At 62.2% G+C, this 2,185-nt stretch carries 1 protein-coding gene; it reads right to left on the bottom strand.

Going from position 1 to position 2,185, the window contains the following annotated elements:
* Positions 1–203: 203 nt before the first annotated feature.
* A partial coding sequence (fusA, locus tag RMP09_RS16185) for an elongation factor G (RefSeq protein ID WP_310567014.1) occupies positions 204–2,185 on the bottom strand: 1,982 nt, incomplete at its 5' end.

Here is a 2,185-nt window from a genome sequence, read left to right as displayed (position 1 = left end):
AATGGTGCCCACGTTCACGTGCGGCTTGGTCCGCTCAAATTTCTCTTTTGCCATTGCAAATACCTCTGTTGAAAGAACAAAACCCGTGTGTGTTTAAGGTTTCCAGCACTGGTCCGCCACGGGCAGCCGACCAACCGCTTGCGCGGCGCCAAAGACCATGAAATGGGAAGCCCTGCGCAGCGTTCGCTGCGCAGGGCCGTGCATCACTTGGCGCGAGCGGCAACGATGGCTTCGGCCACGTTGCGCGGTGCTTCGGCGTAGTGCTTGAACTCCATCGTGTACGTGGCGCGGCCTTGCGTTGCAGAGCGCAGCGAGGTCGAGTAGCCGAACATCTCCGACAGGGGCACTTCGGCCTTGATGGCCTTGCCGCCACCAACCATATCGTCCATGCCCTGCACCATGCCACGGCGGCTGGACAGGTCGCCCATCACCGTGCCGGCGTAGTCTTCCGGCGTTTCCACTTCCACGGCCATCATGGGTTCCAGAATGACCGGCTGGGCCTTGCGGCAGCCTTCCTTGAAACCGAAGATGGCGGCCATCTTGAAAGCCAGTTCGTTCGAGTCCACGTCGTGGTACGAACCGAAGTGCAGCGTGACCTTGACGTCCACCACCGGGTAACCGGCGAGCACGCCCTGGCCCAGCGCTTCGTTCACGCCCTTTTCCACCGCGGGAATGAATTCGCGCGGCACCACGCCGCCCTTGATCGCATCGACGAACTCGAAGCCCTTACCGGCTTCCTGCGGCTCGATCTTGAGCACGACGTGGCCGTACTGGCCCTTACCACCGGACTGGCGCACGAACTTGCCTTCGGCTTCTTCCACGGTGCCGCGAATGGTTTCGCGGTAGGCCACCTGCGGCTTGCCGACGTTGGCTTCCACGCCGAATTCGCGCTTCATGCGGTCAACGATGATTTCCAGGTGCAGCTCGCCCATGCCGGCGATGATGGTCTGACCGGATTCTTCGTCGGTGCGCACGCGGAAGGACGGATCTTCGGCGGCCAGGCGGTTCAGGGCGATGCCCATCTTTTCCTGGTCGGTCTTGGTCTTGGGTTCCACGGCCTGGGCAATCACCGGCTCCGGGAACACCATGCGCTCCAGGGTGATGATGGCGGACGGATCGCACAGGGTTTCACCCGTGGTCACTTCCTTCAGGCCCACGCAAGCAGCGATGTCACCAGCGCGGATTTCTTCCACTTCCTGGCGGTTGTTGGCGTGCATCTGCACGATACGGCCGATGCGCTCTTTCTTGCCCTTGACCGCGTTGTAGACGGTATCGCCCTTCTTGAGCACGCCCGAGTACACGCGAACGAAGGTCAGCTGACCCACGAACGGGTCGGTCATCAGCTTGAACGCCAGCGCGGACAGCTTCTCTTCGTCGTCGGCCTTGCGGCTGGTGGGCTGCTCGTCGTCGTCGGTGCCACCGACCGGGGGGATGTCCACCGGCGAGGGCAGCAGTTCGACCACAGCGTCCAGCATGCGCTGCACGCCCTTGTTCTTGAACGCGGTGCCGCACAGCATCGGCTGGATTTCGCAGGCCAGCGTACGGGTACGCAGACCGGCGGTGATTTCGGCTTCAGACAGGTCACCCTCTTCGAGGTACTTGTTCATCAGCTCTTCGGAGGCTTCGGCCGCGGCTTCCACCATCTTCTCGCGCCACTCCTTGGCCTGCTCCAGCAGGTTGGCGGGGATCTCTTCGAAGGTGAACTTCATGCCCTGGGACGCTTCGTCCCAGATGATGGCCTTCATCTTGCGCAGATCGACCACGCCCGTGAAGTGCTCTTCGGCACCGATCGGGATCACGATCGGCACAGGATTGGCCTTCAGGCGCAACTTCATCTGCTCGACGACCTTGAAGAAGTTGGCACCGGTGCGGTCCATCTTGTTCACAAAGGCCAGACGCGGCACTTTGTACTTGTTGGCCTGGCGCCAGACGGTTTCCGACTGGGGCTGCACGCCGCCCACGGCGCAGTACACCATGCAGGCGCCGTCCAGCACGCGCATGGAACGCTCCACCTCAATGGTGAAGTCCACGTGGCCGGGGGTGTCGATGATGTTGAAACGGTGCTCAGGGAAGGAGTTGTCCATCCCCTTCCAGAAACAGGTGGTGGCAGCCGACGTGATCGTGATGCCGCGCTCCTGCTCCTGCTCCATCCAGTCCATGGTGGCGGCGCCGTCGTGCACTTCAC

It is taken from the genome of Hydrogenophaga sp. (genome assembly GCF_031426985.1).
Classification (GTDB): domain Bacteria; phylum Pseudomonadota; class Gammaproteobacteria; order Burkholderiales; family Burkholderiaceae_C; genus Hydrogenophaga.
This window is presented reverse-complemented; position numbering and strand designations above follow the sequence as displayed.